The following is a 26,992-nucleotide window of genomic DNA, read 5'->3' on the forward strand; positions in this document are numbered from 1 at the left end:
TTTACAAAACTATATATATCTATATTTACCAAACAGTGATTGTGCGCACTTTTATTTATCACTTGTTTTGATTTTTATATATAACGCGTTCAATATGAATTGTTAAATAAAGTTTTTCTTCATTAGATAATTCATATTTATATTTGCGTAATATAAACTCAGTAATTCTTTCTACACATTTATATGAAGTCTGATACTTCATTTTCACAACTTCTAATAACCCATCATCATTTGAATCTTTAAAAGTCTTATTAAAAACAAGTCTTTGAGCAAAGAATTTTAAATGTGTAATGTAACGATAATAATAAACAGAATCTATATCAAATTCAACTGAAAAATAATACTTTACTATATTAGAAATCTCTTGCATTATTTTTGTTACTTCTAATGTCTGTTTTATGTTACTTTCATCCATTTCAGCATTTACAATGTGTAAAGCAATAAATGCTGCTTCATCTTCAAGTAATTCAACCTGAAAACGCTGTTTAATAATATTTAATGCTTTAAGAGCCAAACCAAATTCTAATTCATAGAATCGTTTAATATCCCATAACATTGAATTTGTAATAGTTATTCCTTCTAAGAATCTTTGAATAGCAGTATAAATATGATCACTTAAAGATATATATATAGTATCATTAAGTTTTTTCCCAAGCTCTAACTTAAACATTTCTATAATCTCATCAACTGCTTCTAAATATTCTAAAGGTATTTCAAAAACAAGTTCTTGAAAACGTTTGTTTTGTATTTGGTCTTGAAGAACAAAGACTTTATTAACTTCTTTTTCATCAATTTTTTCACCAGCTTTTTTCTTAAAAGCAATCCCTTTACCACAAACAACTTTTTCAATCCCTTTTTTATCTTTAATAATAACAACGTTATTATTTAAAACACGATCAATAACCACTTCAACACCCTCTCTTACAAAAAAAAATCCTATTTGCACACTTATAAAAGCAAAAAACTTTCAAAAATCTGCAAATAGGTCTAGCTTGAGTTAACAATTACCATCCTAAATTCTAATTAAATTATATCACATAACATACCTTTGTCAACAAATATTTCAAGTTTATACATTTTTCTACTTTTTGAAAACTATCTTAAATAATTACTATTCAAGATACTTAAAATAGTATGTCCTATAAAATATATTACAAAGAAAATTTTTAATAATTTTAACTTCTAAATTATTATATTTTTTAATAAAAGAAATTAGAATATTAAATTTTTTAAACTCTATTTAATTTAAGATATTTTAGCAAAATTTAAATTAAATCATTTATTTTTTTATTATAAATTTCTATTTTTTCATTTATGTTTTCTAAATATTTTTGCCATTTTAAAATTTCTAATTTAATGTTATCTTTATGCTTTAATAACATCTCTCTTCTCTCTATAAGTGTTGAATCTCCATCATATCTTAAACTAGAATACTTTGCGATTTCTTGTAAAATCATTCCTGTATCCTTTAATTTTTTTATAAAAAGAATCCATTCTATTTCATTTTCTTCATACTCTCTCCTATTAAAGGAATCTCTATTTACTCTTATTAATTCTTTTTGTTCATAATATCTCAATGTATATTCACTTATTCCTGTTAATTTGCTTACTTCACTAATTTTCATAATTTTTTTCTCCTAACACCTTGCTTTAGAGTATAGTCTAAGAACTATCATATAAATGATAAATCTATTAGGAGGTTATTGCAAATGCTGAAAACTAGATTTCAAACAGGTATGAAAAATTTAAATTTAATTGATGGAACAATAGGAGGAAACGTTATTACTTCTATTGAGGACATAGCTCCTGACATTGGTAAATATATTGTTGAGTTTGCCTTTGGAGATATTTATTCAAGAGAAATTTTATCACTACAAGAACGTGAAATCATAACTCTTACAAGTTTACTTACTTCAGGTGGTTGTTAAAACCAATTAAAAGTTCATATTAATGCTTCTTTAAACGTTGGTATCTCAAAAGAAAAAATAATAGAAACCTTTATTCATTGTATTCCTTATGTTGGATTTCCAAAAGTTCTAAATTCAGTTTTTGTTGCTAAAGAAATTTTTGCTGAGATTTAATAAAAAAAAGATTAGAAAGTTATTCTTTCTAATCTTTTTTATTAAAGTTATTTTTCATAAATATTGTATTTATATTTTAATTAAATATCTTTAAGTTCTATAAATTCTTTTATATCTTCTAATATTATTACTAAATTTAGTTAATACTACTTTCTTTTTAATATAAGTTTAATAAATCTACCTGCAAATTCTATTCCAACTAATCCAATAACAACTCCAATAATTAGTCCAAATATTCCTATCATTATTATCACTTCTTCCTTAGTTACTATACAATAATTATATTAATTGGCTTTTTTTGTGTCAATTAAATTTAAAAATATAGAAAAATTTTCTAATTTATTCACAAAACTAAAAACATTTATATGCAAAAATGGAGTTATAATGTAGTAGATACACCATTAAAACTTTACCTAGAATAATATAAATATTTATTACATAGAAAAGCTTATAAATAAGGGAGGATTTAAAAATGGATGATTTAGAAATGGATGATTTAAGAATACAAACTATTATTAAAAATATTCTTGAAAATAAATTAGTTAAAACATTGCTTTATGTTCTAGGAATAATTATATATGTTTATTCATTTATATATATCCCAAATTATGAATCTAAATTAAAAAAATTTTCACCTAAGCTTGAGATTAATTTAACTAAAAATGCAGTTGATCTAGAGTATATTAATGTTCCCAAACATGCTAAAAATGCTAATCTTCAAAATGAAACAAGTAAGTATACATATTCATTTTTTTCAAATGATATATCTTTAGAAAAAGTAAATTCTACTAATATAGATAACTCAAATGTTCTTAATTATAACATAGGAAATCTCGATTCTAATAAAAATAATATGTATAGAGTAGTCTGTTCTCAAAAAAATAGTAACTATAAAGTAAGCTTTAATTTTAAAACTGAAAAACAAGCTGAAAATTTCGAGGATAAATTTAAAAAATTTAAAAATGAATATGATAAAGCATAAAAATTTTTAAGATATACTGAAAGTCAAAATAATTATAAATGATTTTCGCCTTCTTATTATAATATATATTTATTAAGGAGGTGGAATTATAATGAAAAATGACATTAAAATTTCAATTATACAAAAAATATTTGTTAAATCAGTATTTACTTCACTATATATGTATATATCAATTTTTATATTAAGCTTTTTTAAAAATGAATTATTTCTTGGTGAACTAGCAAGTTCTTTATTAAATAAGATAACGTATATACATGATTTATGGATTATAGAAATTTTAATATTTATATATTTACTTATATATGAAACACTATTGAAAAAATTTAAAATATAATTTAAAGGATACATTATATAAAAAATAAAAATCGGCATTAAAACCGATTTTTTTAATAATATCCATATTCACATAATAAATCATAGCAGCTATTTACTTCATCATCAGTAAATAGTTCTGCATATTTAGGTTTAACTATAACTGCTTCCATTGTTAAATCAATACGATTAGCTTTAACAAGTTTATCAAAGCAATCTGAAGTTCTTCCTTTTCTTAATATCTCTTGAATAGTTCTAACTACTCCAAACTTCTCTATATTTAAAAGAAAACGAGTCATTTTACATTCATATTCTTTTTCTGATATATTGCAATTTTTTATAATCTCTTCTTGTAATTTCTTTTCTAATGCTCCCATTATTTCACCTTCTTAATTTTATATAAATTTAATTTCTTTATTAATTATTTCTTTTTCTTTATTTACTATATCAAATTTTTATTTAAATGTAATATTAATCTTAACAATTTCATTTCTTGAACCTATTCTCATAGGAGGTCCCCATGTCCCTAAACCAGAAGTTACAATAGTTTGTAGTCCTGATTCAAATTTTAAGTATCCATAATGATTCTTATAATACATTTTTGTTGCTAAGTTAAAAGGGAATATTTGTCCTTTATGAGTATGTCCAGATAAAACTAAATCTGCTTTTCCATTATACTCATCAAATACTGGTTCATGCTCTAATACTATTATAGGTAATTTATCTTCTCCATCTTTATTCCATTCTTTTTTTCTCTCTTCCCCTTGGAAACCTATTGGACTCATATCTTTTCTTCCTGCAATAGCGAATTTATCTTCTATTTTTACTAAATTATCTTCAAGTAAATTAACATTTGTACTTTCAACAAATCTTTTCATCTCTGTAAAAGTTTCTCCTGCATCATGATTTCCAAAGTTTAAAAATGTACCATATTTACTTTTAATACTATTAAATAGTATTCTTGTTTTATCATTATTTTGTACAGCCTTAAAGTTTCCATCAAAAACATCTCCAGCAATAACTACTGCATCTGGATTTAAGCTATTTATTTTATCTATATTCTTTTTGAATTTCTTGTTATCATTAAAATAACCTAAGTGCAAATCACTAATTAAAACAAGATTAAGCTTATCTAAATTGCTTTTTTTATCTATCTTTATATCGTAATTAGTAATTTTTATTTTACTTGCATTATATCTTCCATATAAAAATACAGCAAAGATTATAATTAACTGAACTAAGCTAAAATAACTTTCATTTATTTTACCTAAAAATATAATTTCTCCAAATAAGTTTGTAATCAAAATTAAAAAGAATGTTATTATAGAAAAACCAAATGAATAAGTTCCTATTTTTCCTACTAAAGCTCCTACATTTTTATTTATTAATCCAATTGTTAAAAGAGCTAATATTGTTCCTATAGTAAATACTAAAAATATAATATATTTTATATTTATATTAAAAGCATTTATAAAATCATTATTAATTGTATTTGCTACATAAAAATTCATTAATGAATATAAGATAATTGCTATAATGATTCCAATGTTACGTGCTACTTTCATCCTTACACAAAACCTTTCTTTAATTTTATTTTTTCTTCTATGATAAATTATACATCTTTTCTTTTGTTTATGGTTAATTTTAATAACTTAGATATTATATAGAGATGTATTACTACTAAGTTAATTTTAAATTTAATTATAAAAATAAAATTCTATATAAAAATTTAAAATATATATTAATATAAATTTGGTATATTATTTGAATTTAATACATATAATAATAGTAGAACTATGTTGAATCATTATAAAATAAAAGTATAAATACACAATACAAAAAGCTAGCTATTTTATAGCTAGCTTTTTTATAAAATATAATTTAATTTATCTGTTTTATTGTATTTAATACATTATAAGCTTCTCTTAACATAACATGATACTCTTGAAGCTGAGGATTGTTTCCTGACATAGGAAAATCAGTTTGACTTCCTGCATAATATTTTACTCCATTTTTATTTTGTATAATTCTAGCACCATCTAAAATATGAAAGTAATCTTCTCTAAGTATATGGAATAAAACACCTTCTCCTCCCGAATCTTGCTTTAACTTCATCATAACTGTCATTCCTTCTTTTTAGCTTCTTCTTATTTTTTCTTTTTTTCTTCTAACTCAGTCTTTTTTATTTCTTCATTAACTGTATTCTTATATACTTCAAGCTTTTCTTCTTGATCTTTTGTTCCATTTTTAATTTCTACTTTTCCTATTTCTTCACTTGCTTTTTTAAATTCTTTTTTATCTATTAAACTAGAAATTAAATTTAACTCTTCATTTATTTTATTTATATTATCTTTTTTTATTTTTATATCTTCTTTAAGATTGTCCACTTTATCCTTTATATTATATTTTGAATACTCACTTGGAATCTTATTTATCTCTTCTTCTGCTCCATTTAAATTTCCTTCTTCAAAATATTTTTTAGAAGCTTCATAAGAGTTTATTATATATATAATATTTTTTGCCTCTTTATTATTAGAATCTAATTTTAAAACCTTTTCCATATAATTTTTACTTTTCTCATAATCTTCAGTATTTAAAGCCTCAATGCCGGAATAAAGCTCTTTATTTATATTATGTTAACCCTTTATTCATATTGTATTTACTTTGCATTATTTTGTCAATTTATCTTATTTTTCATTTTATTAGCTTTAAATTGTAAAAATTATTAACGTAAAATATATTTAAGTAATATTAATCTTATATATCACATTTACTAATACTTAAATAAATAATATAGTAAAATTAATAACACTTAACTATATAAAATATAATTTATATTAAAAAGAATAGGTGATAATTTGGAAGTTTTAAATAATGAAAAAATTAATATTAGTATTGTGTCTCCTTATAGTGAGATGGCTGATTATTTTAATAATCTTAAAGACAAAAGAATTAATATTAATGCAAAGACTATTAATGATAAACAAGAAATTAAGGAATTTATAAAAGAAAATGAAGCTACTACTGATGTTTTTTTAAGTGGTGGTTCAAGTGTTAGTTTTATTAGAGAAAATACAAATATTCCCGTTGTTGATATTAAGATAACTAATTTTGATTTAATTAAAGCTATAAATGACATAGAAATAAATGATAATACTCAAATAGTTTGTTTATCTTATTATAAAGATGTTTTTGATTTAGAAGAAATTAAAAGTATATTTAAGCTAAAAAAAAATATTTTACAAATAAAATATATTATTCCAGAAGATATTAAAGATTCTCTTAAAAAAGCTAAAGAACTTGGAGGCAATCTAGTTGTTGGTGGCGGATGTACTGAAATATATAGTAAGAACTTATCTCTTAAAAGTATATTGTTAAAGTCTAGTGATGAAGCTATGAATAAAGCAATTGAAGATGCTATAAATATTTTTAATGTTAGAAAAAAAGAAATTGAAAAAAACGTAAAACTTAATACTATTTTAAACTTTATAAAACAAGGAATTATTGTAACAGATATAAATAATAAAATTAATATTTGTAATACTGAAGCAGCAAAAATTTTAAATGTAAATAAAGAAGAAATTTTAGATGAAAATATTACAAATATTTTAGGTATATCTGAAAACTCAACAGAATTATCCAGTGATGGAATTATAAATATTAATGGAAAGATGGTTGCAACAAGCACTATAGAAATAAAGATAAATGACACTTTAATTGGAAGAGTTAATTCTTTTGATAAAGCTTCAACTATTCAAAAATTAGAAAGAAAAATAAGGAATAATAATCATAAAAAAGGTCTTGTTGCTAAATACAACTTTGATAACATCATAACTAAAGATAAAAATATGGAAAAGATAAAAAAGATGGCAATGAAATATGCTAAGACAAATGCTACTATTTTAATTTATGGAGAATCAGGAACTGGAAAAGAACTATTTGCACAAAGTATACATAATCAAAGTGATAGACATGATTGGCCTTTTGTTGCTGTAAATTGCGGAGCTATTAATGAAAATTTACTAGAAAGCGAACTTTTTGGATATGATAAAGGCGCATTTACTGGAGCTAAAAAAGAAGGAAAAGTTGGTCTTTTTGAACTTGCACATAGGGGAACTATTTTTTTAGATGAAATTGGAGAACTTCCTTTAAGCCTTCAAGCTAGTCTTTTAAGAGTTATACAAGAGAAAGAAATAATGAGAGTTGGAAGTAATGAAATAACACCTATTGATATTAGAATAGTTTGTGCAACTAATAAAGATTTAAGGCAAGAGGTTTTAAAAGGTAGATTTAGAGAGGATTTATATTATAGATTAAATGTTTTTAATATAAGTGTACCTGCTTTAAGGGATAGAAGAGCTGACATACCTTTAATTTCAAAGGAACTTTTAAATAGATTTGGAGTTTTTAATAAAGAAGAAGTAATAGAAATTATTAAAAAATGTCCAAGTAATTATGCATGGAGAGGAAATATTCGAGAACTTGAAAATGTAATTAGAAGATTATCACTAATGGTAGAATTTAGTGATTTTGATATGGATAATATAGATTATAAATCTTTTATAGATGGCATGGGAAATTATGAAAAAGAATATAGCCTAAAAATTAATATGAATAATAGTTTAAAAGAAATAATAAAAGAAGTTGAATTTAAGATTATAAATAAACTTTTAGAAGATGGTTATAAAATGGAAGACATTTTAGATAAGCTTGAAATCAGTAGAGCAAGCTATATGAGAAAAAAATCTCAAATACGATACCAAAAGTCTCATAATTGATACTTTTGGTATCGTATTTTTTTTATATTCTTAAAAAAATAAAAGATTTTAAGCTATTTCTAATTGTTTTTTAAAGTTGGCACAAAATATGCTTTAAATATCAATGTAAAAATTAATTATAACTTTTAATAAAAGTTGTACTTAATTAATTTTAAAATAACAAATAAATTTACTTAGATATAATATTAAAGTTTTATAAAATGGAGGTAATAAAAATGAAAATAACAATAGGAGATTATTTATTAAAAAGATTAAAGGAGTTTAATGTAAAACATATATACGGTGTCCCTGGAGACTATAACTTGTTATTTTTAGACCACATTGAAGACATGGACGGAATTGAATGGGTTGGTAATTGTAATGAACTTAATGGTTCTTATGCAGCTGATGGATATGCAAGAGTTAATGGTATGTCAGCATTAGTAACAACTTTTGGAGTTGGGGAACTTAGTGCTATAAATGGAATAGCTGGTGCTTATGCAGAAGATGTTCCAATAGTTAAAATTACAGGTATTCCATCAATGAGCATTATGAATAATAGCTCAAAATATGTTCACCACTCTTTAGGAGATGGTCAATATTATAAATTCTACAATATGTTTAGAGAAGTTACATCTGCTCAAACTATTTTAAGTGAAATGAATGCAGAAAGAGAAATAGATAGAGTATTAACTGAATGTTATATAACTAAAAAACCTGTTTATATAGGTCTTCCTTTTGATATTGTTGATACAGAAATAGAAGTTTCAGGAGAAAAATTAAATATTGATGTTAAAACTAATGAAGAAACACTAAAAGAATTTATAAAAGACGTAAAAGAATTAGTTTCAAAATCTAAAGGAGAAATGGTTCTTGCGGATTATGAGGTAGATAGATGTAATCTTAGTTTAGAAGCTAGAAATTTTGTTAAAGTTACAGGACTTCCAGTAAGTACAACAAGTATGGGTAAAAGTGCTGTTAATGAATATTGTGATAATTTCGTTGGTATTTATAATGGAGTTTTAAGCTCTGATTCAGTAAAAGAAGCTATGAATACATCAGATGTAGCATTCTTCTTTGGAGTTAAACTTAGCGACTTTACTACAGCTTGCTTTAACTTAGTACATGAAAATATAACAGTTGTAGAAATACATGCACTACATGCAAAAATTGGAGAAAAAATATATGCTAATATTTTAATGAAGGATGTATTACACGCTCTTTTAAATAATGATATTAACTTTAAACATAAATTTAAAGTAGAGCCTAAAAAAGCTATAAAATATATACCTGAAAAAAATAAAGAACTAACACAAGAAAGATTCTATCAATGTATAGAAAGTATTTTAGAAAAAGGAGATATACTTTTAGCTGAAACAGGAACTTCATTTTCAGGAGCAACTTCTGTTAGAATGCCTGAAAACTCTAAATTCATAGGGCAACCTTTATGGGCTTCTATAGGATATACACTTCCTGCACTTTTAGGATCTCAAATGGCAGATAAAAATAGAAGAAATATACTTATTATAGGTGATGGTTCATTTCAATTAACAGGTCAAGAAGTATCAACTATGATAAGAGAAGATTTACACCCAATAATATTTGTTATTAATAATGATGGATATACAATTGAAAAACTTATACATGGACCAGAAAGAAAATATAATGAAATAAATATGTGGGACTATAAAAACCTTGTAAATATATTTGATTTAAATAAAGAAAAGTCAATTTCCTGTAAGGTTCAAACAGAAGAAGACTTAATTAAAGCTATAGACCTTGCTAACAAAAATAAAGATAAACTTGCTTTTATAGAACTTGTAATGGATAGTAAAGATGCTCCAAATTCACTTATAAGACTTGGTGGATTATTATCAGAAGTTAATGGATACTAAAATAAATTTATAAATAAAAAAAACTGCTTTAAAAATAAACTAAAGCAGTTTTTATATACATTAAAAATATATTTAAATAATTATTCTATTTATACACTTTTATTTTTTAAACCTAAACATAGTTATTCCTCTTTTATTTATAAATTGAATTTTTTAATTAACAAATCTTTATAAATATGTTTAAACTATTTTTCATTAAAGGATAGTACTATTAAACTATAAATTTTATAAGGAGGTCTTAATCTAATGAAAAAATTTTACATAATAATTAGTTTTATTGTTGTTATTTTACTTTCTTTTATTGGAGGATATTTTTTTAGATACCAAAGCACTTCAAAATCTAAAATTAATTCTAAATTAATGGTAAATCTTAAAAACTTTAAAGGTGAATACAATAAATCTGCCATAAAATCTTTATATGACAATCCTTCTCCTAAAATTCAAGATACTATTAAGACTTTAGAAAAGGAAGGTAACAACCTATTAAATACTACTAACTATCCATCTGTAACTGATAAAACTGATTTAATTGCATCAGGTGAAACTAAACATGATTTTGTTTCTATGACACCTTATCTTTATAATGATTCAAACACTAAAACTGGATATATTGTAAAAGATGGAGTTGATAATCCTGAAAGATTAGATGAATCTAAGTTTGATTCACAAAGACTTGCAAAATTAGTTTCTGCCGTAAATACTTTATCTATTGATTATACTTTAACTGGTAAAGAAGTTTATGCAAAAAAAGCAGTTGATTTTTTAAATGCTTGGTTTTTAAATAGTTCAACTAAAATGAATCCTAATATGAAATATTCAGAAATTTTTGTTACTAATTCAGGAAAAACTTATTTCTTTAATAATTCTACAATGATTTCTGCTGTTCCATTTATACAAATAGTAAATGATATTTATTTACTAGAAGGTTCAAATGCATTAACTAATAAAGACCTTAATGGATTAAAAGCATGGTTTAATGACTTCCAAGAATGGCTTTTAAAATCAAGTAAAGGAAATATTGATATGCTTAGAATTGATAATCATGGAACATGGCTTCAAGCTGAATTGGCTTTATTTAATGCTTTTGCAGGAAATAAAGAAAGAACTATAAAGGCCCTAGAAGCAGTTGGACCTTATAGCATTTTTCCTCAAATAAAGAATAGCGGAAAAATTCCATCTGCTTTAATTAGAACAAAATCTGTTGATTATACAGAATATAACCTTGAAGCTTTCATAACCCTTGCTAATATAGGTGAAAAACTATCTATACCTATTTGGGATTATAAATCAACATATGGTGGAAGCATAGAAAAAGCCTTAGACTATTTAAATAACTATTTACTTGGAAAAGAAAAATGGCCATATGAAAATATAAAAGGAAAAAATGTTAATGAAGAAGATAATGGAGAATTTATAAAATATTTAGCATTAGCTTATGACCATTATAAAAATCCTGAATATTTAAAAACAATAAATAAATATAAATCTGAATCTAAAGGAATATCTTATTTAATTTTAGAATCTAGACTTTCTAGCTAAATAAAAAAACTGTTGCAAAATTGTTCTAAAAAATTTTGCAACAGTTTTTATAATATATTTTACTAAATATTATACTTCTGCTATTACTCTACAAGGTAATCCTGTAAGTTCTGTAAAGTTTACTGGATATGTATTTGCTTTAAATTCTTCTGATTTCTTTCCATTTAAAACTTTTTCTAAATTATATAAGTTTTCTATAACAAATGCATTACTATCAGCACAATATTGGTCTGCCCAATCATGTTCTTTTCCTCTTCTAACTCCACAGCAATCAATTGCTATAATAGAAACACCTCTTTTTACTAATTCTTTTATTAATTCTTTTGATAACTCTCTAGGTTCTTTAAAATATTTTTCTGTTCCATATTCAGCTTCATATATAAATCCTGTATAAAAAGCTACAAACATATTTTCTTTTACTTTAGTAATATCAATATCAGGTATTTCAATATCTCTATCTTTTACACTGCTAACATCAAACACTATAGCATCTCTATTTGTATATTCTAATGGGAATTTTTTATTCATAACATCAAAGTGAGTTCCTAAATGTCCTAAATGCTCCATTTTCCCAAATTTCATAGCTAAATCCATATATTTTTTAGTAACTTCTAAACTTAAATCTATTAACATCTATTTTTCCTCCTTAGCATTACGCTTTTCATTATTAACTGCTTTTCTAAATAATTTTATAAACTCTTGTCTCTCTTCATAATCACTTAAACTATTAAGCATTTCACTTGAGACAAACTTATCAAATTCATCATGCTCTTTACTTATTTCAATACCTTTTTCAGTTAATTCTAATTTATAAGACCTTTTATCTGAATCATTTATAACCCTTTTAACTAAATTATTTTTCTCTAATTTATTAATTAAACCTGTTAATGTACTTTTAGGAACTTTAATAACATCTATTATATCTTTCAATATTACATTATCATTATGCCCTAACATATTTATTATTGAAATTTCATTAACACTGAATTTATTTAGATTACTAAATCTTTTTTCTAATTCTAGATATTTTCTAAAAACTAAAAATTCATGAAATATGTTACTCAATTCTGATATTTGATTATCTATATTTTTTTCCACTTTTACCTCCTTTAAATAAATTTATAAAATAGTACTAAAGCAGAATAGTTCGTATTTCGTACTATATTTGTATAATACTATATAAAAATTTTATTATCAATAATTGAGAATAACTTTTAATTATTTTTAACAGTTACTTCATTATTTCTATATTCTATTAGAAATAAATTTTAATAAAAAAATAGTTATCAATTTTTTCTTTACACATCTCTATTAATACTTCTTTTCTTTATAAATAAATAAAAAGCTAGCAATAATGCTAGCTTTTTTGTAGATTAAATATAAATCATAAGATATATTTTATATTAATTTATTATACTTCTACATTTTTTTAAATGCCCAAAGGTCTTTAGTTTCTTTCATAATTAAATTTAGATTCCAAGTTTTTTCACTATTTACCTTACTATCAGGGTCATTTACAATTACTTGTCCATCTTCTGTTATTCCAGTTAAAACAATAAAATGTCCTGTTTTAGTAAATACTCCTGGTCCCATAGCAGCTATAATAGGATTTCCCTCTTTTAGTTCATCAATTATTTTACTTTTTATAAGTGGAATTTCTTTTCCTTCAACTCCAAAATGCTCTGGAATATCAATCATCATTGTCCACTTACTTCCTTCTCCATTTACATATTCTCCTTTGCTTTCGCTATAATCAGCTACAACCTTAGGATTTATGCTTGTATCTCCTGTAAGACCTACAATAACCATAGAAAGAGCTGTTGGTCCGCAACCATTTACTGCTATATAGTTATCTCCATACTTGTCATATCCCCATTGCTTATCCCATTGTAAAAATAAAGGTATTTTTCCTTTTTCATAATAGCTTTTAATATCAATTTTTTTATTTTGATAATATTCTGCTTCAAATGGATAATCATAAACAAAGTCAAGTGCTGCTTTATTGTATGAAGCAAGTTTTACTAATGATTCTGGGTAAAGATTTAAGTTTGCTAATATTGTTTTTATCTTAGGATTACTATCCTCTTTTAAAAGAATTTTTATGTACAATTTTTTTGAATCATAAACGCTCTTTGGTATTTCAGTATTTAATTTTATATCTTTTCTTATTTTTACATTATTAGATAATACACTATTTTTCTTTGCAGGAGAGAAAAGTAATATTGCTCCTACTATCATTATCACAATAGCCGCTAATATTGTGATTATTCCTTTGCTTTTCTTCATTATTTATCACCCTTTAAAGTATTAATTTGATAAATTTTTTTAATTGTAACATTTAAATTATACTATATCTCTTTCTTATGAATTGTAATTTATTATTACAATTCCCTTTTTATTTATGAATAGTTTATCCTTTAAAAATAAAAAAAGCTAGATTTTCCAATTAAATCTAGCTTTTAATTTTATTTTTAAGAAAATTCAATCTAAATCTTGTATATTCATTTTATCTATTTCTGATAATTTTTTTCTACTGATTTCTTTACTAAATACCATATTAAAAACATAATAGCACTTATTAATATATAAAATGCTCCTAAAAAAATCGAAATAAATAAAGTTATAGTGGGTAAAATAATTGCAAATTTCGAAGCTTTCTTAGCTAAAATATATTCAACAAAAAATAAGATGATTGGAACTATTATAAAATGAATAAAACTAACTAAAACTAATACAAATAAAACCGAACTTGTATTACCATCCATAATTATGACTCCTTTTTATTATTTTTATATTCTGAAATAAGAATTTTTGCTGTATCAAAATCTATTTTTTCATTTATAACAAGCCTTTTTATTAATGCTATATATGAATCATTTGTATTATCTTCATTTAATTTAATCTTTTGTATTAACTTATCTAATCTTACTGTTGGATATGTTACATCATATTGTTTCGCTACCTCTTTAAGAGAACCTGAAGATAATATAAATTTTTTCATAAATATAATATCTTCTTTTTCTAAATTAACCATCCATTCTGGTACAATTTCTATAGACATTTATTTTACCTCCTTTAATATAATTAATATATCATTTTAACAATATTAAAGTTAATATTAAACTTTTATGTAATTTTATTAAAATTTTATTTTTTAAATAGAATACTATAGATAAAAACTTTCGCAAAATTTTAATTACTTTTTAAAACAATATTCCCTTTTAATGGATAATAGTGTATAATAAATATTATAAAAATTATTATATTAGCCAGTTTTATAAAGTTTAAATAAAAAGAGCCTTTAAGTGTGTACAAGCTATCTATAGGTTCTTTTTTTAATTTATTTAGTAATTTATTGATTTAGTTTATATAATTTAAGAGCAGAGTGAATATTTTTATTACACTCTGCTCTTTTTATTTAAATCTTTTATTTTAAATATCTACTATTTCTCCATGCTTTTCATATGAAGTTATTTTTTCTATTTTATTTTCTTTATTTACAAATACTACTTTTGGTCTATGTTTTATAGCTTTTTCATTATCTATTATACAATAAGCCATTAAAATTATTCTATCTCCAACTTGTACACATCTTGCAGCAGCTCCATTTAAACACATAACTCCTGAGCCTCTTTCTCCTGCTATTGTATATGTTTCAAATCTCATTCCATTATCTATATCTACTATTTGCACTTTTTCATATTCTAATATTCCAGCTGCATCTAGTAAATCTTCATCAACAGTAATACTTCCCACATAATTTAGTTTTGCTTCTGTAACACAAGCCCTATGAATTTTTCCTTTTAACATTTCTATTTGCATTTTATTTTTCCCCCTCAAAAGTAAAGTTATCTATAAGTCTTGTTTTTCCTATAAATACTGCTATTGCAACTAATATTTTATTTTTTACTGTCTCAACTTCTTGTAATGACTCACTATCTACTATTTCAATATAATCAATTTTTGAAGACTCAGCTTTATTTATTTCTTCTTCAATTACCTTTTTAAGAGCCTGTACATCTCTTTCTCCACTTTCTAGTAGAGCCTTACATTTTTTTAATCCCATACTTAAAACTCTAGCCTCTATTCTTTCTCTTTCTGAAAGATAAGAATTTCTTGAACTCTTAGCAAGTCCATCTTCTTCTCTAACTATAGGACATCCTATTATTTCTACATCAATATTTAAATCTTTAACTAATCTTTTTATTATAGCTAATTGCTGAGCATCTTTTTCACCGAAATATGCTTTATTTGGCTTAACTATATTAAATAATTTTGTTACAACTGTACAAACTCCATTAAAATGTACAGGTCTGCTCTTTCCACAAAGTCCTTCTCTAAGCTTGTCCACTTGAACAAAAGTTGAAAAATTTTCTCCATACATTTCATTTGCATTTGGTAAAAATATATAATCTACTCCAGCATTTAAACAAAGATTTGAATCTCTTTCTAAATCTCTTGGATAACTATCTAAATCTTCATTTTCACCAAATTGAGTTGGGTTTACAAAAATACTTACAAATACTAATTCATTTTCTTCTCTAGCTTTTTTTATAAGACTTAAATGTCCTTCATGTAAAAATCCCATAGTTGGAACAAAGCCTATTTGCTTATTTTTATTATTGTTTACTACTCTTCTCACTTCTGATATGCTTTTTAAAATTTTCATCTCTATAACCTCTTTAATATAATTTTTCTATTATTTCATCACTTATTTTAAATCCATGTTCTTCTCCTGGAAAAACTTTATCTTTTACTTCTTTATCATATTCAATAAAAGATTTTTTCATTTCTTCTCCAATATCTGAATATCTTTTTACAAACTTAGGTTTAAATCCTGAAAACATTCCAAGCATATCTTGATATACAAGAATTTGACCATCACAATCATTTCCTGCACCTATTCCTATAGTTGGTATATTTATTGATTCTGTAATAATCTTTGAAAGTTTACTTGGAACACATTCTAAAACTATAGCAAATGCTCCTGCTTTTTCTAAAGCTTTTGCACTTTCTATAAGAATTCTTCCACTTTCTTCACTTTTTCCTTGAACTTTAAATCCACCAATTTGATTTATAGATTGAGGAGTTAATCCTATATGCCCCATAACAGGAATAGAAGCTTTTACTATTGCTTCAACTTTATCTACTACTTCTAATCCTCCTTCAAGCTTAACAGCTTGTGCTTTTCCCTCTTTTATAAGTCTACCTGCATTTACTACTGCATCATAAACAGAAGTTTGATAAGACATAAAAGGCATATCTGTAACTACAAGAGCATTTTTGGCTCCTCTAGAAACTGCCTTACTATGATGAATCATATCTTCCATAGTAACTTCTAAAGTATCTTTATAGCCAAGCATAACCATTCCTAAAGAATCTCCTACTAATATTCCATTAATTCCTGCTTCATCTACAAGCTTAGCTGTCCCAAAATCATAAGCTGTAAGCATAGATAATTTTTCATGTCCTTTACTTTCTTTAAATGTAACTGCTGTATTTTTTATTTGCATAAAAAGTCCTCCATCTCTTTATAATCTTTATTTTCATTTTTCTTCTTCCCAATTTCTAATAACTTCTTTGATAAAAGCTTATAAATATCCTTATTTTCACATGTTGAAGCTTCTAAATGTTTTTTTACTGTCTCTAAATCTCCTCTTTCTACAGGACCTGTTAAAGCTTCATATAAACCTTTTTCTTTAATATTTTTAATATTATTTTTTATTAAAGGATATAAAGAATCTAAAGCTTCATCACTATTAAAGCCACAACTTTCTAATTCCTCTACACCTATAGAAATTAAAGCTAAAACTAAATTACTTACTAATACAGCACTTTTATGATATTTAACTTTATCATTTTTATCTATTTCTTTTACTTTATTTCCTATAGAAGAAAACATAGAAATTATTATATTTATATATGTTTCATCACCTTCAACAGTAAAAACTGCATCTTTTAAGCTTTTATAGCTTTCATATTTATCTTTAATTGGGAATAATGGATGGACTGAATATCCAAAGACATTGTAATTTTCTCTACCTTTAAAAATCTCAGAGCTTAATGCTCCACTACAATGACAAATGATTTTATTTTTTATAGATAACTTTTTTAGATTTTCCCACACACTCTCTATTTCTGAATCTGTAGTTGTAATAAATAAAATATCACTTTCTGATAATATTTCTTTTAATGAATAGAATTCTTTTGTATTTGTAAAATTTGCAGCTTCTTTAATTGAGTCTACATTTTTACTAAAATATCCTACTACATCAAAATTATTTTCTTTTAAATATTTTCCTAGTGAAAAGCCTACCTTTCCACCACCTATAAACCCTATTTTCATGATTATCACCTCCTAATGAGTGCAATATCACCTATAAAGTTTTCTATAAAAATTTTTAAAAATATAAAAGGTATAGCTAAAAAATATGCCATCCATTTTTAACTATACCAATTTATAGAAATAATTTCAAATACGTTAAGCCTAATATATTTTAAAATATTTTAAAACTATTACGCCATTATCAATTATATATTTATTTAGTTGTAAATTTATTTTAGAAGTATATTCTAAAGTTATTTTTAAGATTAAATTCTCTACCAGTTCATATTTTATTGATTATTTATTAAAATTTTTTTTATATAATTTTATGGTATTTCGACGTTTGGGGGAAATTACAATGAAAAAATTAAGATATTATATTGAAAACAACTTAAGTTTACCAAAGATATTGATTTTGGCTTTTGTTTTAAGACTTATATGGATTCTTGTTATTAAAACAGTCCCAACATCTGATTTTAAACTTATGTACGAAACAGGAAAACTTGCTGCAGAAGGAAACTTTGCTGCATTTCATGGTTTAAGCTATTTTAACTTATTCCCACATGATAGTATAACAGTTTTATATTATTCTTTATTTTTTAAGATAACAAATAACCCATTATTCTTAATAAAATTTATGAATGTAGTATATGAAACTTTTGTAGTTTACATGATTTATGTTATTGGAAAAAAAATTTACAATAAAAACTTAGCAAAACTAGGTGCATTTTTAATAGCAATATTTCCACCATTTATAATGTATTGTAGTGAAACTATGGCTGAACATATGGCTATACCTTTCTTTTTAGTTAGCGTTTATTTCTTTATTAAATTTATTGATACAGATAGTATACTGTTTATATTTTTAAGTGGTATATTTTTATCACTTGGAGACCTTTTTAGACCAGTTGGAATAATCTTTTTTATAGCATATTTAATTTATTTTGTTATAAAAAAGCTAATTCTTCAAAGAAAAAAATATTTAATAAAATTATTAGCCTTTATAATACTTATTATAGGTTGCGCATTACCAACAGTTATTCTTAGTAATATATTAGTAAAAGCAGATATATTACAAAACCAAATTTGGCAACCTGCTGAGCCTTCTATAACAACTGTTTTAAAAGGAACTAACTTTGAAGCCTTAGGTGCTTGGAATGTAGAAGATGCCAAAGTTCCTAGTGAATGTCATTTTAATGCAAAGCTTACTACTGAAAAATCAATGCAATTAATAAAACAAAGATTTGAAAGCCACAGCATACCAGAAATTATTAAATTCTATGCTGAAAAAACATTCCTTCAATGGGGAATTGGAGATTATGGCGCTTATGGATGGACAGTATTAAATAATGCAGGAGAAAGTGCTTTAAAAGCTCCTAGTGCTGTAGTTATAGCAACAATATCATATATAATAATAAGTCTTTATTATATATTTATACTTGTATTTGCAGTAAAAGGAATATTTAATTTAAAGAATTCAAAACAAAAAGGAAAAGTTATGTTTATTTACTTAATCCTTTTAGGCTTTATAGGTTTCTATATGCTAACAGAGAGACAATCTAGATACTCTTTTGTATGTTCATGGACACTTATCTTAACAGCTTTAAATGGATTTAAATTAAAAGAATAAAAAAGCAGTCTTTATTGACTGCTTTTTTTAATATTATAATTACTGCTTAAAACACAATTTATATTTTTAATTTTGAAAAGCCTAATATATTTATTTTTTTAATCTAATTTATCAAATTATATTGTTATATGTATATTAAAATATCATAAATTTCCTTTTTTATCCTTGGTAAGATTAATATCATTTTAAATAATTTAACAAATAATTCATTGAATTTCTTTGGATAAATTTGTATATATCATTTTAAAATTAAATTAGGATATTAAAATAAAAGGGGCTATTTATGATAAAATTTTTAATAATAATTTTATTAATATTATTGATGATTTACTGTTTTTTTAATACTAAAAATTTAGGTTATATTCTTATTGGGTTATTTTTATTAATAGAAATGTACATATCATTTTTTCCAGTTGTTCAATTCAAAATTTATCTTCTAATAATTCGATTAGTTTTATTAATTTCAGGTATATTTTTTATATTAACAGCTAAAAATCAATAAAAAAATAGACTTTATATTTAAGTTATAAATATAAAGTCTATTTAAAGGACATATCATATATTTATAATTAAATTGCTTAGAAATTTAATTAAGCTACATTTACTTGTATCAAAATGTTATTTCTTTAGCTAAATTTAATTATCCATTTATTATTTAATAAGATTTTTCTCTTTTCTTTTTAAATAAACTTCAGCTAATATCCAGCCTAAGAAACCAAATATTACTGGTCCTGAAACTATCCAAATTCCTTGTTGATAGTTATGTTGTAAGAATGGTTGTACTATTGAGAATCCATTTGCAAAAACTAATGTTATAAATGTTATAGATCCAACAACTACTCCCCATTTCTTATTAAAGAATTGATATTCTTTCTTTATATCATCATTTAATTTAAATTTTATATAAGAGAATACTATAAATGCCCATGGAATTGATGTTGATATAGTTACCATATATGTTAAGTTATTATACACAGTGTTTGCTGTATTTCCACCAAATCCTATTAATAACATTGCTCCAATGATTATAGCAGCTTGTACATATAAAGCATTTGCAGTCATTCCATATTTATTTTCTTTAGTTAAGAATTTTGGAAGCATTCCTTTTGGCATTCCTTCAAACATTTGTTTTATTGGATAATATAGCATTAATGGTAAGTTAAGCATTGCTATAAATGTTATCCAAGTTGTTATTCTGTTTACCCATTCTCCTAATGAAACTGATGCTGCATTAGACAATCCTATACATTTTCCAAATTCAAAGAATTGTTGTTGCACCATGTAAATTGAATAATTATATAAGTTAACATTTGAGCTACTAAATGTCTCTTTCCAATTCATAGCCATACCACTTATGATTATTATTGATATATATAAAATTGCAATTATTATCCCTGACATAATCATTGCTCTTGGAACGTTTTTCTTTGGATTCTTAACTTTATCAATTAATCCTCCACTTGCTTCCATTCCACCTAAAGCAAATATAGCAAATACTAAGAAACCAAGTGCTGCAAGTACATTGTCATATGCTTTATTAGGTCCCATGAATAGTGATTGAATTCCAGTATAATGGAAAGGTTGTTGGAAGTGTGCTCCATTCATAAAGAATACGAATAAACCACCACCTAAAATTATTATATGCATAAGTATTGTTACAAGCATTGATATATTAGCTAATTTTGAAATTGATTTTATTCCTCTTCTACAGAAAAATACTATTATCAAAAACCAAATTATCCCTATAATAGCAGTTGTCCCAGTATTACTTAATCCAAATATATGCCATGTTTCTGATTCATCTTTACCAAAAATCATAGTTGATAAAGTTATACAAATTGAACTTATACTAAACCACCATATAACTCCAGAAATATACCAGATAAAGGCTCCTATAGTACTAAATCTTAATCCTACAGAATTTTTCATCCATGAAAATATTCCACCTTTTTCATTATGAAAAGCCGAGCTCATCTCTGAAACAATAAAAGTGTAAGGTATAAAGAATAATACAACGCCTATAATTACATATGTTATAGAAGCATATCCCATTTGATAATAAACTTGTTGTCCATTCGATAATCCATAACAAGTCATAAATATCATAGATACAAAAGACCAAAAACCTACTTTTGCTACTTTTCCTTTTTGATTTATTTTTTCTTCATATACTTCTTCTACTTCTTCTAAATAATCTTCGTTTTTCATATTGTTTTCGTTCACAATCACATTCATCCTTCCGTTTTTTAATTTATAGTATCAGCTCCTAATTTTAAAAATTATATTCTTACCCACTTTTTTCAAATCTTTATACACATATTAAATTTTAAATTAACATTAATCAATACTTTAAAAGTAAATAATTTATAACGCATGATATAAAGCTAAGTTGTATATTATACATTACCTGTGCTTAAAAATTTATTTTAAAATATAAAAGTTTTTAATTATTAAATCGATAATCAAAAACGTATTGGATATCAAAATTTTAAATTTTAAGAGATATTTTAATTTTTTTTCAATTAACCCTTTATTAATATTTTAACTTCTAAAAATCATAGTTAATATATTTATCAAAATAAATCATATTATTATGCATTTTTATTCATTTATAAAATATTATCTGTTTTTGCCAAATAAATATAATAATTTATACATATTTTTCTTTTTTTTATAATAATTTAATAATTCATCTATTTAAAGTGTTAAATTATTTAATATATAAATAAAATTATTACCTTCTCTATAATTTTAAATATATAATAATAAAAAAAGTTGAATCAAAATTGATTCAACTTTTCTAAAACTTTTTTCTTAACTTAATTCTCTTTTCATATACACCCATAATTATAATGACTATTAACCCTATTAAACTATATATTAACTTCTTAACTGAATAATCCCCTGTTGTTATAGGAAGATATGATATTACTAATAATATTACTACTAGAATTAAAATTATGAGTGAAAAAAGTTTCCTTAATCTTTTCTTCATTGTTCACCTCATAAAATTTCTTCTTACAAATTAAGTTTTATCTATTGTTCTTTGAATGTTTTCTTCTATTACCTATCTTTATAAATATAAAAGTAATTACTAAAACTAATAAACTTTCTGTCCAATCTTTATATGTTATATTTCCTATCGGAACTGGCATAGAAGGTAGAGCTACTATTATAATTCCAGCTATGATTAATATAATAATTATTATTTTTCTCATTTTAAGCCTCCTATATTTAGCTTAAAAGCTCAAATACCTCATTATCCTCAAAATCTTTTCTTATTTCTGGACTTATTATTTTCTTTAATTCTTCTTTATTTACCCACTTGAAATCAGTGTGCTCATCTGATAGCTTTACTTCACCATCTTTATATCTGCATAAATAAACTACAAGAAACATTTGAGTTTCTTCATCTATTACTACATTTTTTGCATAAATTATTCCTTCAATATCTATTTCTAAATTTACTTCTTCTCTTACTTCTCTCTTAAGGCAAGTCTCTGTATCTTCTCCAAATTCAAGCTTTCCACCTATAACTTCCCAGTTTCCTGCTCCAATTTTATCTGTAAGCGCTCTTTTAGCCACCAATACTTTATCTTCTCTTACTATTATTCCTTTTAATGCTATTTTTGTTTCTCTATTCATCTTTTCTCCTATATTGCTATTTAATAATTCTAAAGTTTTGTAAAATTATAATCTTAGTTTTTCTATAACTAACAAAATAATTTTCTTATTTTAGATACATTATACACCTTTTCTAAAATTAAACTTATATATTGAGTTTTAAAAATTTAAAATGCAATTTTATTTACTCTCTAATAGTTTTATTCTATCTTTAACAAATCTTTCTTCTAACCCGAATTCTTTAGCAACAGTCTCAAAATTATAATTAATCGTATCTCCTATGCTAATTATATTTTTTTCTAATACTTCTTTTAATTCATCTTTAGGTAGCAAAAAAGCATAAGAAAAAAATTTAGCTTGCTCTTGTAATTCAAATAGTGAAATTTTACCAAATTCAATCTTTCTTGTATATCTAACATCCTTATTTTCTATATTATATCCTAAGTGTAACAATAAATGTCCAATTTCTTTTGCTATATATATACGTTGTTGACATTCCGTTAAGTTAGCGGGTAATTTTAAAACAAAGGAATTTTTTACTCTTTTAATTCTTCCAAATGATGCTTTTGGTACATAATTAGACTTTTGTAATTTAATATCTAATTTATCTATTACTGAATAAATATCAATTTTATTACTCTTTATTTTTAAGCATCTCCTTGTCTTATTTGCAATGTATTCTATATTACTTTTTTCTTTAGTATACATAATATCACCCCTCTTTGGATTGTTTATTAATATTATACTATCGAAAATGATAAACATATATACTTATCTCCCCTAATTTTATAAATTTTAAAAAAAGAAAAAAACTGTGCATAAAATTTATAATTATGCACAGTCTAAGTTGATAAAAAGTTCGATTTTGATACCACTTTTTTCACTTAATTTATTTAGATATTATTACTTTAAAGGAGTTCATCACATTTATATTTATTCTTTTATTTAAATTATATAACTATCTTATTTAATATTGTAATTTTTTAAAGTTCTTAATTTTTAGTTTTTCTAGTTTACAAGTTAAAATAAAGTCTTATTTTTAATTAAACTCTTATTAAAAAATCAGTAAATTTTCATATAAAAAACTTTAAAAATTGCTTTTAAATATTAATAAAAATTTTTTTGGAAAAAGTGTATATTTTTTTTAATTAGGTCAATAATTTAAACATATCCCCATCAATCCTAACCGTAAAGTTAGGCTTAAGTTTTAAATAAATTAATCTTAAAAAATACCTAGTATAAGTTATGAGTTCCCCCTCTCCCTTATGCTAGGTATTTTACTGTTTAAATACATCTATTTATAAATAATTTTAGCTTATATTAATTATTTTTCTTTAAATAAATAATTCCATAGTTTATCTTCAATTAATTTTTAATAAAAAAAGATTAAGCCTTTAAGACCTAACCTTTTTAAAATTTATATATTTATTTATTATTAAAATAATTTAACTTCAAGCTCTGTTGAAATTCCTGTATTGTAAATATATGAATTTCCTACTTCATTTATAAAGTTTTCAATTTCTTCGTCTGTTAAATTAAGTTTTGCAAGTTTTCCGTGGTATCCCATAACATAAGGCATTATTTCACCAATACCATCCATGTTATAATAATTTAATCCCTCATCTGCGATTTTATAATCATTTTTAAGCATTTCTGCAAAAGTTCTTCCACCAAAAAGGTCTGCTAAAAATCTTGTATATGCATGAGCAACAACTCCAATAGGATTACTATTTTTCATTTCTTCAATTCTCTTAACATATGCTTTTGTTGATTCAAGTAATTCTATATTTTTAGCTTCATCACCTAAAATAAATTCTATATCTTTTTTAATTAATTCTGATTTATAAAGTTCTTTTGTAACTAATGGTGCTATTCTTTCATTCTCAATTAATGAATCTAAACTATTTTCAATTGCTTCATATACTGGAAGTAAATTAAGTATGTATTCTGCATAACTTTTCTCATCAGCTTTCCCTGATTGAAGCCTCTTAATAAATCCTGTGCTTTCAGAAGCTTTATGCATATTTTTTGTTCTAGACTTTAATTCATTTGAAAAGTTTTTCATTTAAATCACCAACCCTTTAATTATTTCTTTAAATATAGAATACCAATTCAGACTGTTCTAATCAAGTTTATTTATTAAAATTAATAATATCTTAATAATAATTATTATTTAACATAAAATATTTTTTCTTATACTTATATCTTTTTTAATCTATCTAAATTATTCTATGGATAAAATTTAGTTTTCTAAATTAAATTTTGTTTTTGTTTTCTTAAATAATTTACTGCTAGTATAAATCCTATTAAACCAAATATTATTGGTCCTGAAAGAATCCATATAGCTTGTTGATAATTATGCTCTATAAATGGTTGTATTATTGAAAATACATCTGCAAAAACTAAAGTTACAAATGTTATACTTCCAACTATTACTCCCCATTTTTTATTAAAGAATTGATATTCTTTTTTTATGTTGTCATTTAATTTAAATTTTATGTATGCAAATACTATAAATGCCCATGGAATTGAAGTTGTTATTGTTACCATAAAAGTTAAGTTATTATAAACTGTATTTGCAACATTTCCTCCAAAGCCTATTAAAAGCATTGCTATAATAATTATTGCAGCTTGTACATATAAAGCATTTGCAGTAATTCCACGTTTATTCTTTTTAGTTAAGAATTTTGGAAGCATTCCTTCTGGAACTCCCTCAAATATTTGTTTTATTGGATAATATAGCATTAAAGGTAAATTAAGCATTGATATAAATGTTACCCAAGTTGTAATTCTATTTACCCATTGTCCTAATGCAATTGAAGCTGGAATTGACATTCCTAATTCTCTTCCTAACTCAAAGAATTGTTGTTGTACTATGTAAATTGCATAATTAAAAAGATTAACATTTGGATTGCTAAAAGTTGTTTTCCAATTGATTACCATACCAGTTATAATTACTATTGCAACATATAATATTGCTATTATAATTCCTGAAAGAATCATAGCTTTTGGAACATTTTTCTTAGGATTTTTAACTTTATCAATAAGACCTCCACTAGCTTCCATTCCTCCTAGTACAAATATAGCAAATACTAAGAAAGCAAGAGCTGCTATAGGAGTATCATAAGATTTGTTAGGCCCCATAAATAAAGAATGGATTCCTGTATAATCAAAAGGTTGAGCGAAATGTGCACCATTTAAGAAGAATACTAAAAGACCTCCTCCTAAAACTATTATGTGCATAAGAATTGTTACAAGCATTGAGATATTAGCTAATTTTGAAATTGACTTTATTCCTCTGCTACAGAAAAATACTATTATAATAAACCAAATAACACCTATAATTGCTGTTGTTCCAGTATTACTTAATCCAAATAAATGCCAAGTTTCAGATTCATCTTTACCGAAAATCATTGTTGATAATGTGATACATATAGAACTAGTACTAAACCACCAAATAACTGCTGAAATATACCAAAGAAAAGCCCCAACAGTACTAAATTTTATTCCTACAGAATTTCTCATCCAAGAAAATATTCCACCTTTTTCATCATGGAATGCAGAGCTCATTTCAGATACCATAAATGTATAAGGAATAAAAAATAATACTACACCAATAATAACGTAAGTAATAGCTGCATAACCCATTTGATAATAGATTTGTTGCCCATTTCCAAGACCATAGCAAGTCATAAATATCATTGCTACAAAAGACCAAAATCCAATTTTAGCAACTTTATTATTTTTTCCTGCTTTCTCTTCTATATTTTCTTCTATCTCTTCTGCATATTCACCTTTGTTTAAACTATTGTCCTTCATTAGCCTCATCTTCCTTTCTTAATTTTTT

General features: G+C 24.1%; 28 protein-coding genes and 1 pseudogene. 7 read left to right on the plus strand and 22 right to left on the minus strand.

Annotated elements, in window-relative coordinates; translation table 11 throughout:
* Positions 1-58 precede the first annotated feature (58 nt).
* Together licT and HMPREF1092_RS13920 are read right to left on the minus strand one after the other, a co-directional pair.
* Positions 59-907: a BglG family transcription antiterminator LicT gene (gene licT, locus HMPREF1092_RS13915; protein WP_002599302.1), complete on the minus strand. Its 849-nt coding sequence runs from the start codon at positions 905-907 to the stop codon at positions 59-61.
* Between the two features lie 358 nt (positions 908-1,265).
* Complete coding sequence (locus tag HMPREF1092_RS13920) at positions 1,266-1,625, minus strand: MerR family transcriptional regulator (protein WP_002599303.1); 360 nt, start codon at positions 1,623-1,625, stop codon at positions 1,266-1,268.
* Positions 1,626-1,736: 111 nt separating this feature from the next.
* Between HMPREF1092_RS13920 and HMPREF1092_RS13925 the strand changes: the two are divergent.
* The 3 genes and pseudogenes from HMPREF1092_RS13925 to HMPREF1092_RS13935 all read left to right on the plus strand — a co-directional run bounded on the left by HMPREF1092_RS13925 (position 1,737) and on the right by HMPREF1092_RS13935 (position 3,397).
* Positions 1,737-2,081: pseudogene (locus tag HMPREF1092_RS13925) on the plus strand (carboxymuconolactone decarboxylase family protein).
* A 472-nt stretch (positions 2,082-2,553) separates the two neighbouring features.
* Positions 2,554-3,063, plus strand: a complete 510-nt coding sequence (locus HMPREF1092_RS13930; RefSeq protein WP_002599306.1) for a hypothetical protein — start codon at positions 2,554-2,556, stop codon at positions 3,061-3,063.
* Between the two features lie 91 nt (positions 3,064-3,154).
* Positions 3,155-3,397: a hypothetical protein gene (locus HMPREF1092_RS13935; RefSeq protein WP_002599307.1), complete on the plus strand. Its 243-nt coding sequence runs from the start codon at positions 3,155-3,157 to the stop codon at positions 3,395-3,397.
* 52 nt (positions 3,398-3,449) lie between these two features.
* Here the strand turns inward: HMPREF1092_RS13935 and HMPREF1092_RS13940 are convergent, their stop codons facing one another.
* The 4 genes from HMPREF1092_RS13940 to HMPREF1092_RS13955 form a co-directional block, all read right to left on the minus strand.
* Complete coding sequence (locus tag HMPREF1092_RS13940) at positions 3,450-3,752, minus strand: hypothetical protein (RefSeq protein WP_002599308.1); 303 nt, start codon at positions 3,750-3,752, stop codon at positions 3,450-3,452.
* Positions 3,753-3,830: 78 nt separating this feature from the next.
* Positions 3,831-4,940, minus strand: coding sequence for a metallophosphoesterase (locus HMPREF1092_RS13945; protein WP_002599309.1), 1,110 nt, complete (start codon positions 4,938-4,940; stop codon positions 3,831-3,833).
* A gap of 316 nt (positions 4,941-5,256) precedes the next feature.
* Positions 5,257-5,493, minus strand: a complete 237-nt coding sequence (locus tag HMPREF1092_RS13950) for a hypothetical protein (RefSeq protein ID WP_002599310.1) — start codon at positions 5,491-5,493, stop codon at positions 5,257-5,259.
* Positions 5,494-5,522: 29 nt separating this feature from the next.
* The gene (locus HMPREF1092_RS13955) at positions 5,523-5,936 is read right to left on the minus strand and encodes a hypothetical protein (RefSeq protein ID WP_002599311.1); all 414 of its coding nucleotides are present in this window, start codon (positions 5,934-5,936) and stop codon (positions 5,523-5,525) included.
* Positions 5,937-6,233: 297 nt separating this feature from the next.
* On the opposite strand from HMPREF1092_RS13955, the gene HMPREF1092_RS13960 reads away from it, so the two are divergent.
* The 3 genes from HMPREF1092_RS13960 to HMPREF1092_RS13970 all read left to right on the plus strand — a co-directional run bounded on the left by HMPREF1092_RS13960 (position 6,234) and on the right by HMPREF1092_RS13970 (position 11,566).
* On the plus strand, positions 6,234-8,153 hold the full coding sequence (locus HMPREF1092_RS13960; RefSeq protein WP_002599312.1) for a sigma 54-interacting transcriptional regulator: 1,920 nt from the start codon (positions 6,234-6,236) through the stop codon (positions 8,151-8,153).
* 215 nt (positions 8,154-8,368) lie between these two features.
* On the plus strand, positions 8,369-10,027 hold the full coding sequence (locus tag HMPREF1092_RS13965) for an alpha-keto acid decarboxylase family protein (RefSeq protein WP_002599313.1): 1,659 nt from the start codon (positions 8,369-8,371) through the stop codon (positions 10,025-10,027).
* Positions 10,028-10,273: 246 nt separating this feature from the next.
* Entirely contained in the window at positions 10,274-11,566 is a 1,293-nt protein-coding gene (locus HMPREF1092_RS13970; protein WP_002599314.1) for an alginate lyase family protein, read from the plus strand.
* A 69-nt stretch (positions 11,567-11,635) separates the two neighbouring features.
* Here the strand turns inward: HMPREF1092_RS13970 and HMPREF1092_RS13975 are convergent, their stop codons facing one another.
* From HMPREF1092_RS13975 to HMPREF1092_RS14015, 9 genes are all read right to left on the minus strand, one after another.
* Positions 11,636-12,199 (minus strand): cyclase family protein, encoded by a 564-nt coding sequence (locus tag HMPREF1092_RS13975; protein ID WP_002599315.1) that lies wholly within the window; start codon positions 12,197-12,199, stop codon positions 11,636-11,638.
* Positions 12,200-12,664: a MarR family winged helix-turn-helix transcriptional regulator gene (locus HMPREF1092_RS13980; protein ID WP_002599316.1), complete on the minus strand. Its 465-nt coding sequence runs from the start codon at positions 12,662-12,664 to the stop codon at positions 12,200-12,202.
* A 321-nt stretch (positions 12,665-12,985) separates the two neighbouring features.
* Complete coding sequence (locus HMPREF1092_RS13985; RefSeq protein WP_002599317.1) at positions 12,986-13,852, minus strand: C39 family peptidase; 867 nt, start codon at positions 13,850-13,852, stop codon at positions 12,986-12,988.
* 224 nt (positions 13,853-14,076) lie between these two features.
* Positions 14,077-14,331, minus strand: a complete 255-nt coding sequence (locus HMPREF1092_RS13990; protein WP_002599318.1) for a hypothetical protein — start codon at positions 14,329-14,331, stop codon at positions 14,077-14,079.
* Between the two features lie 2 nt (positions 14,332-14,333).
* Positions 14,334-14,627 carry a DUF2089 family protein gene (locus HMPREF1092_RS13995; RefSeq protein ID WP_002599319.1) on the minus strand — a complete coding sequence of 98 codons (294 nt, stop codon included), beginning with the start codon at positions 14,625-14,627 and terminating at the stop codon, positions 14,334-14,336.
* Positions 14,628-14,998: 371 nt separating this feature from the next.
* On the minus strand, positions 14,999-15,388 hold the full coding sequence (panD, locus tag HMPREF1092_RS14000; protein ID WP_002599320.1) for an aspartate 1-decarboxylase: 390 nt from the start codon (positions 15,386-15,388) through the stop codon (positions 14,999-15,001).
* 1 nt (position 15,389) lies between these two features.
* Complete coding sequence (panC, locus tag HMPREF1092_RS14005; RefSeq protein ID WP_002599321.1) at positions 15,390-16,235, minus strand: pantoate--beta-alanine ligase; 846 nt, start codon at positions 16,233-16,235, stop codon at positions 15,390-15,392.
* Positions 16,236-16,248: 13 nt separating this feature from the next.
* The gene (panB, locus tag HMPREF1092_RS14010) at positions 16,249-17,073 is read right to left on the minus strand and encodes a 3-methyl-2-oxobutanoate hydroxymethyltransferase (protein WP_040414458.1); all 825 of its coding nucleotides are present in this window, start codon (positions 17,071-17,073) and stop codon (positions 16,249-16,251) included.
* Entirely contained in the window at positions 17,070-17,912 is an 843-nt protein-coding gene (locus HMPREF1092_RS14015) for a Rossmann-like and DUF2520 domain-containing protein (protein WP_002599323.1), read from the minus strand. Before HMPREF1092_RS14015 ends, panB begins: the two co-directional genes overlap by 4 nt.
* A gap of 337 nt (positions 17,913-18,249) precedes the next feature.
* Between HMPREF1092_RS14015 and HMPREF1092_RS14020 the strand changes: the two genes are divergently transcribed.
* Positions 18,250-19,521 (plus strand): glycosyltransferase family 39 protein, encoded by a 1,272-nt coding sequence (locus tag HMPREF1092_RS14020; RefSeq protein ID WP_002599324.1) that lies wholly within the window; start codon positions 18,250-18,252, stop codon positions 19,519-19,521.
* Between the two features lie 651 nt (positions 19,522-20,172).
* Here HMPREF1092_RS14020 and yjeM (HMPREF1092_RS14030) read toward each other — a convergent pair.
* From yjeM (HMPREF1092_RS14030) to yjeM (HMPREF1092_RS14060), 7 genes are all read right to left on the minus strand, one after another.
* Complete coding sequence (yjeM, locus tag HMPREF1092_RS14030) at positions 20,173-21,744, minus strand: glutamate/gamma-aminobutyrate family transporter YjeM (RefSeq protein WP_040414409.1); 1,572 nt, start codon at positions 21,742-21,744, stop codon at positions 20,173-20,175.
* A gap of 577 nt (positions 21,745-22,321) precedes the next feature.
* Positions 22,322-22,516, minus strand: a complete 195-nt coding sequence (locus HMPREF1092_RS14035; RefSeq protein ID WP_002599327.1) for a hypothetical protein — start codon at positions 22,514-22,516, stop codon at positions 22,322-22,324.
* Positions 22,517-22,553: 37 nt separating this feature from the next.
* Complete coding sequence (locus HMPREF1092_RS14040; RefSeq protein ID WP_002599328.1) at positions 22,554-22,739, minus strand: hypothetical protein; 186 nt, start codon at positions 22,737-22,739, stop codon at positions 22,554-22,556.
* A 16-nt stretch (positions 22,740-22,755) separates the two neighbouring features.
* The gene (locus HMPREF1092_RS14045) at positions 22,756-23,166 is read right to left on the minus strand and encodes an NUDIX hydrolase (protein ID WP_002599329.1); all 411 of its coding nucleotides are present in this window, start codon (positions 23,164-23,166) and stop codon (positions 22,756-22,758) included.
* Positions 23,167-23,325: 159 nt separating this feature from the next.
* On the minus strand, positions 23,326-23,853 hold the full coding sequence (locus HMPREF1092_RS14050) for an ImmA/IrrE family metallo-endopeptidase (protein ID WP_040414411.1): 528 nt from the start codon (positions 23,851-23,853) through the stop codon (positions 23,326-23,328).
* Between the two features lie 727 nt (positions 23,854-24,580).
* Positions 24,581-25,210 carry a biliverdin-producing heme oxygenase gene (locus HMPREF1092_RS14055; protein WP_002599331.1) on the minus strand — a complete coding sequence of 210 codons (630 nt, stop codon included), beginning with the start codon at positions 25,208-25,210 and terminating at the stop codon, positions 24,581-24,583.
* A gap of 185 nt (positions 25,211-25,395) precedes the next feature.
* Positions 25,396-26,964 (minus strand): glutamate/gamma-aminobutyrate family transporter YjeM, encoded by a 1,569-nt coding sequence (gene yjeM / locus HMPREF1092_RS14060; protein ID WP_002599332.1) that lies wholly within the window; start codon positions 26,962-26,964, stop codon positions 25,396-25,398.
* Positions 26,965-26,992 lie beyond the last annotated feature (28 nt).

Source organism: Clostridium thermobutyricum (genome assembly GCF_000371465.1).
Taxonomy (GTDB): Bacteria; Bacillota; Clostridia; order Clostridiales; family Clostridiaceae; genus Clostridium; species Clostridium thermobutyricum.

Coding starts and splice junctions, on each gene's coding strand:
- HMPREF1092_RS14045 (WP_002599329.1), bottom strand. CDS start 23,166: ATGAATAGAGAAACAAAAATAGCATTAAAAGGAATAATAGTAAGAGAA.
- HMPREF1092_RS14055 (WP_002599331.1), bottom strand. CDS start 25,210: ATGAAAAACTTTTCAAATGAATTAAAGTCTAGAACAAAAAATATGCAT.
- HMPREF1092_RS13930 (WP_002599306.1), top strand. CDS start 2,554: ATGGATGATTTAGAAATGGATGATTTAAGAATACAAACTATTATTAAA.
- HMPREF1092_RS13950 (WP_002599310.1), bottom strand. CDS start 5,493: ATGATGAAGTTAAAGCAAGATTCGGGAGGAGAAGGTGTTTTATTCCAT.
- HMPREF1092_RS13990 (WP_002599318.1), bottom strand. CDS start 14,331: ATGGATGGTAATACAAGTTCGGTTTTATTTGTATTAGTTTTAGTTAGT.
- HMPREF1092_RS13945 (WP_002599309.1), bottom strand. CDS start 4,940: ATGAAAGTAGCACGTAACATTGGAATCATTATAGCAATTATCTTATAT.
- panC (WP_002599321.1), bottom strand. CDS start 16,235: ATGAAAATTTTAAAAAGCATATCAGAAGTGAGAAGAGTAGTAAACAAT.
- HMPREF1092_RS13970 (WP_002599314.1), top strand. CDS start 10,274: ATGAAAAAATTTTACATAATAATTAGTTTTATTGTTGTTATTTTACTT.
- HMPREF1092_RS13955 (WP_002599311.1), bottom strand. CDS start 5,936: ATGGAAAAGGTTTTAAAATTAGATTCTAATAATAAAGAGGCAAAAAAT.
- HMPREF1092_RS14035 (WP_002599327.1), bottom strand. CDS start 22,516: ATGAAGAAAAGATTAAGGAAACTTTTTTCACTCATAATTTTAATTCTA.
- HMPREF1092_RS13940 (WP_002599308.1), bottom strand. CDS start 3,752: ATGGGAGCATTAGAAAAGAAATTACAAGAAGAGATTATAAAAAATTGC.
- HMPREF1092_RS14050 (WP_040414411.1), bottom strand. CDS start 23,853: ATGTATACTAAAGAAAAAAGTAATATAGAATACATTGCAAATAAGACA.
- HMPREF1092_RS13995 (WP_002599319.1), bottom strand. CDS start 14,627: ATGTCTATAGAAATTGTACCAGAATGGATGGTTAATTTAGAAAAAGAA.
- yjeM (WP_002599332.1), bottom strand. CDS start 26,964: ATGAAGGACAATAGTTTAAACAAAGGTGAATATGCAGAAGAGATAGAA.
- HMPREF1092_RS13975 (WP_002599315.1), bottom strand. CDS start 12,199: ATGTTAATAGATTTAAGTTTAGAAGTTACTAAAAAATATATGGATTTA.
- HMPREF1092_RS14040 (WP_002599328.1), bottom strand. CDS start 22,739: ATGAGAAAAATAATAATTATTATATTAATCATAGCTGGAATTATAATA.
- HMPREF1092_RS13965 (WP_002599313.1), top strand. CDS start 8,369: ATGAAAATAACAATAGGAGATTATTTATTAAAAAGATTAAAGGAGTTT.
- HMPREF1092_RS13920 (WP_002599303.1), bottom strand. CDS start 1,625: ATGAAAATTAGTGAAGTAAGCAAATTAACAGGAATAAGTGAATATACA.
- HMPREF1092_RS14020 (WP_002599324.1), top strand. CDS start 18,250: ATGAAAAAATTAAGATATTATATTGAAAACAACTTAAGTTTACCAAAG.
- HMPREF1092_RS13935 (WP_002599307.1), top strand. CDS start 3,155: ATGAAAAATGACATTAAAATTTCAATTATACAAAAAATATTTGTTAAA.
- HMPREF1092_RS14015 (WP_002599323.1), bottom strand. CDS start 17,912: ATGAAAATAGGGTTTATAGGTGGTGGAAAGGTAGGCTTTTCACTAGGA.
- HMPREF1092_RS13985 (WP_002599317.1), bottom strand. CDS start 13,852: ATGAAGAAAAGCAAAGGAATAATCACAATATTAGCGGCTATTGTGATA.
- panD (WP_002599320.1), bottom strand. CDS start 15,388: ATGCAAATAGAAATGTTAAAAGGAAAAATTCATAGGGCTTGTGTTACA.